Origin of the sequence: Streptomyces milbemycinicus (genome assembly GCF_002154605.1) — a bacterium.
GTDB classification, from domain to species: Bacteria; Actinomycetota; Actinomycetes; order Streptomycetales; family Streptomycetaceae; genus Streptomyces; species Streptomyces milbemycinicus.
In genome coordinates this window covers 1-4,331 of the sequence record NZ_MUNE01001097.1, presented here as the reverse complement: position 1 = coordinate 4,331, position 4,331 = coordinate 1, and the positions used below count along the sequence as shown (strand labels likewise).

Annotated in this window: 4 protein-coding genes; all 4 read left to right on the top strand. The window is 71.7% G+C overall.

From position 1 onward, the window contains the following. The first annotated feature begins 92 nt into the window (after positions 1–92). Positions 93–1,667 carry an ABC transporter substrate-binding protein gene (locus CCN51_RS51300; RefSeq protein ID WP_014181484.1) on the top strand — a complete coding sequence of 525 codons (1,575 nt, stop codon included), beginning with the start codon at positions 93–95 and terminating at the stop codon, positions 1,665–1,667. Positions 1,668–1,670: 3 nt separating this feature from the next. After that, positions 1,671–2,600, top strand: coding sequence for an ABC transporter permease (locus tag CCN51_RS51295; protein ID WP_014181485.1), 930 nt, complete (start codon positions 1,671–1,673; stop codon positions 2,598–2,600). Between the two features lie 3 nt (positions 2,601–2,603). After that, positions 2,604–3,533, top strand: coding sequence for an ABC transporter permease (locus CCN51_RS51290; RefSeq protein WP_014181486.1), 930 nt, complete (start codon positions 2,604–2,606; stop codon positions 3,531–3,533). Then, positions 3,530–4,331, top strand: an 802-nt coding sequence (locus CCN51_RS51285; protein WP_086861238.1) for an ABC transporter ATP-binding protein, incomplete at its 3' end; no start/stop codon positions are given. The genes CCN51_RS51290 and CCN51_RS51285, both read left to right, overlap by 4 nt.

Sequence of the window (4,331 nt, the reverse complement as noted above, 5' to 3'; positions counted from 1 at the left end):
GCCCTACTGCCGGACGGTCTACGATCCGCCCGGCGGCGATCCGGGCGGATCGAGCGAGCCGGTCGCTCCCCTGAAATGCCGAGAGGTCGACGATGACCCGTATCTCATCCGGTCCGCACCCCAGCCGGCGGACCGTGCTGCGCCTGGGCGCGAGTGCCACAGCCGGCCTCGCCCTCGGCCCCCTGGCCGGGTGCGCGGGGCCCACCGGTGCCCCCGGCCCCGGCACCATCAGCCTGGGGCTGAACCGCTCCCTGGTCAGCCTCGACAACAAGCTCAACCAGTTCGACGCGGCGGTCACGGTGCAGCGCGCCGTCCGCCAGGGGCTCACCCGGATCGGCAAGGGCCTGAACACCGAGCTGGTGCTCGCCGACCGCTTCGAGATGACCGAGCCCACCCGCTGGACGGTCCGGCTGCGCGCCGGAGTGCGGTACTCCGACGGCACCCCGGTCACGGTCAAGGACGTGGCCACCGCCCTGAAGATGTACGCGGGCGTCAACGGGTCCTTTCTGATAGGCCTGTTCCCCGAGCTGCCCACCGTCGAGCCGGTGGACGAGCGCACCTTTTATCTGCGCACCGAGCACCCGGTGCCGATCCTCGACCAGCTGATGGCCAACATCCTGATCAGCCCGGCCGCCAAGAACCGCCCCGAGGAGCTGTCCGGCGGGGTGGGCTCGGGCCCGTACGTCGTCACCTCGGCGAACTCCGGCACCGGCGAGTACTCCCTGGCCGCCAACCGCAACTACTGGGGGCGGCGCCCGGCCATCGAGAAGGTGCGGGTGCGCTTCGTCCCCGAGGAGTCCAGCCGCATCGTCGCGGTGCGCAGCGGCGAGCTGGACGTGATCGACACCATCACCCCCGACTCCGCGGAGCAGCTGCGCGGTCTGCCCGGCGTACGGCTCGACCGCACCTCGGGCACCCGGGTCAACCAGCTGTTCTTCAACTTCCGCAAGCCCCGGGGACATCCGCTGGCCGACCCCCGGGTGCGCGAGGCGCTCAGCTACGCCATCGACGGCGAGGCCCTGGTGCGCGATGTGCTCACCGGCTCCGCCCAGCAGGCCGAGGGCGTGGTCCCGCTGGCCCTGCGGGGTGCGGTGCGCACCGGGTCCTACGTATACGACCCAGGCAAGGCACGTAAACGGCTGGCCGCGCTGGGTGCCGACGACCTCAAGGTGAAGATCATCTGGGAGTCGGGCGAGTTCCCCGGGGACACCTCGGTGATGGAGGCCGTACTGGAGATGCTGCGCTCCGCCGGCGTCCGCGCCTCCCTGCAACAGTTCCAGCCCGGCGGCGACATCCTGCAGTGGCGGCAGGGCCGCCGCGGCGACTGGGACGTCCTCGGCAACGGCTACTCCGTCCCCACCGGCTACGCCAGCACCAGCCTCCAGGGCATGTACGGCGGCACCCCGGAGAAGGAGAAGACCCGGGACACCTACCAGGGCTATGTCTTCCCCGAGATCGCGACCCGGATCGCCGACGCCTCGTCCGAGAGCGACGAGAAGACCCGGAACAAGAAGCTCGCCGACGTCCAGAAGGCGATCTGGGACACCCGACCCTGCCTGTGGGCCTTCATCCCCAATGTGGTGCTGGCCCGCCGCACCCGCGTGACCGATGTGCGGCTCCTGCAGGTCAACTCCTACGACCTCGCTTCCGTGCGCCTGGAGGGCTGAGCCGTGATCCGTTATCTGCTCCGCCGCCTCGGCCAGAGCGTCCTGACCATCTTCCTCACCCTCTCCACCGTCTTCGTGCTGGTGCGCATGGCCCCCGGCGACCCCGCCGCGGCCCTGGCCGGCCCCAACCCGACCAGCGAGGACCTGGCGCGGATCCGCGAACAGTTCGGCCTCGACGACAGCCTGCTGACGCAGTACTGGGTCTTCCTGCGCGATCTGTTCACCGGCGACCTGGGGACCAGCTACTCCTTCCACGCCCCCGCCTTCGACGTGGTGCTCGACCGCGTCCCGTACACCATCACCCTCTCCGCCGCCGCGATCGCGCTCACGACGCTCGTCGCCGTACCGCTGGGCGTATGGATGGCCCGCCGCGCCGACACCAAGCGCGAACTGGGCGCCAACGTCCTCACCATCGCCGGACAGTCCATGCCGGACTTCTGGATCGGCGTGATGCTGCTGACCGTCTTCGCCGTGCTGGTACCGGTGCTCCCCGCCTCCGGGTTCACCACCTGGGGCGGGCTTGTCCTGCCGACCGTCACCGTGGCGATCCTCCAGATGGCGCTGATCTCCCGGCTGGTCCGCCGCGAGATGGTGGCGGCCCTCGCCTCCCCGTACATCACCGTCGCCCGCTCCCGCGGTGTCTCGGAGCGCGCGCTGACCTGGCGTTACGCCCTGGGCAACTCCGCCATCCCGGTGCTGACCGCGCTCGGCACCCGGTTCGCCGCGATGCTCAACGGCGTCGTGGTGGTCGAGGTGGTCTTCGGCTGGCCCGGCGTCGGCTCCCTGGTCGTCCGCGCCCTGGAGACCCGCGACTACCCGCTCATCCAGGCCACCGTCCTGGTCACCGCCGCCCTGGCGGTCCTCGTCCAACTCCTCATCGACCTGGCCTACCCGCTGCTCGACCCGCGGGTACGCCTGGGAAAGGCGGCCTGAGAGATGAAAGGCGCCCTCGAACCCCCGGCCCCGGCCGAGACGGCCCACCAGCCCCGCCCGAGCGCGGTCACCGCGAAGGACCTGGGGCGCGCCACCGCCACCCGGCGCCGCCGCAGCGCGAGCCTGAAACTGTGGATCGGCGCCGTGTGCACCCTGCTGGTGGTGGTCCCGGTCGCCCTCGCCCAGCTGCTGCCGCTGGCCGGAGCCGACGACCAGGACCTCTCCGCGCGCCGGCTGCCGCCGCTGACCGACGGCCACCTCTTCGGCACCGACCAGCTCGGCCGCGACCTGCTCTCCCGAGTGCTGCACGGCGGCCAGGTGTCGCTGACCGTCGGCGTACTGGCGGTCGTCGTCTCCGGCCTCATCGGCGTCGTCGCCGGCGCCGCGGCCGGATACTTCGGCCGCTGGGTCGACACGGTCGTCTCCCGGCTGCTCGAAGCCCAGATGTCGCTGCCGCTGCTGATGATGCTGCTGCTGGTCGTCGCCCTCTTCGGCCCCTCCGTCACCGTCATCACCTGCGTGATCGCGGTCGCCCAGTGGCCCGAGGTGGCCCGGCTCACCCGGTCGCTGGTCCTGGTCGAGCGGGAGAAGCCGTACGTGGCCGCCGCCCGGGTGCTCGGACTGCGCCAGGTCGCCATCCTGGCCCGCCACATCATCCCCAACATCGTCCGCCAGGCGTCCCTGGTCGTCCTCCTGCTGCTCGCCCAGGCGGTGCTGCTGGAGAGCGCGCTGAGCTACCTCGGCGCCGGGCCCCAGCGGCCGTTCGCCACCTGGGGGCGGATCATCTCCGACGGCCAGGACTACATCACCACCTCCTGGTGGCTGGTGACCCTGCCGGGCCTGGTCATCGTGCTCCTGGTGGTCGGGGTCAACCTGCTGGGCGACGGTCTGCGCGACCGCACCCGCCGACGCGCCACGGAGGCCTCCTCATGAGTGAGACCAGCGAGACGGCCCCCCTCCTGGAGGTCGAGGACCTGCAGATCGAGCTGATCACCGACCGCGGCGTGGTCCGCGCCGTCGACGGCGTCGGCTTCACCATCGCCCCGGGCGAGACGGTCACGCTCATCGGCGAATCCGGCTCCGGCAAGTCCACCACCGCCATGGGCCTGCTGCGGCTGCTGCCCGACGGGCTGGCCGTGCTGTCCGGCACCGCCCGCGTGCTCGGCTGCGACATCATCGCCGACCCCAAGGCCATCAGGCGGATCCGCGGCCGCGGCGTCTCCCTCATCCCGCAGGACCCGATGACCGCACTCAGCCCCGTGCACACCATCGGCCACCAGCTGGGCGAGGCGCTGCGGCTGCGCCACCCCGAACTGTCCAAGGCCGAGGCGCGCACCCGCGGCATCGAACTCCTCGGCCGGGTGCGGATCCCGCACCCCGAGACCCGCTGGGGCGCCTATCCGCACCAGTTCTCCGGTGGCATGCTGCAACGCGTCCTCATCGCCATCGCCCTGGCCGCCGAGCCCAAGCTGCTGGTCGCCGACGAACCGACCTCGGCCCTGGACGTCACCGTCCAGGCCGGCGTCCTGGACCTGCTCATGGAGTTGCAGGAGCGCACCGGCATCGGCATCCTGATGATCACCCACGACCTGGGCGTGGCCCGGCTGGTGTCCGACCGTATCCACGTCATGCGCGACGGCCGGTTCGTGGAGTCCGGCCCCGTCGAGCGGATCGTCGACCACCCCGCCGAGCCGTACACCCGCGGCCTGCTCGCCGCCGTCCCCACCCTGG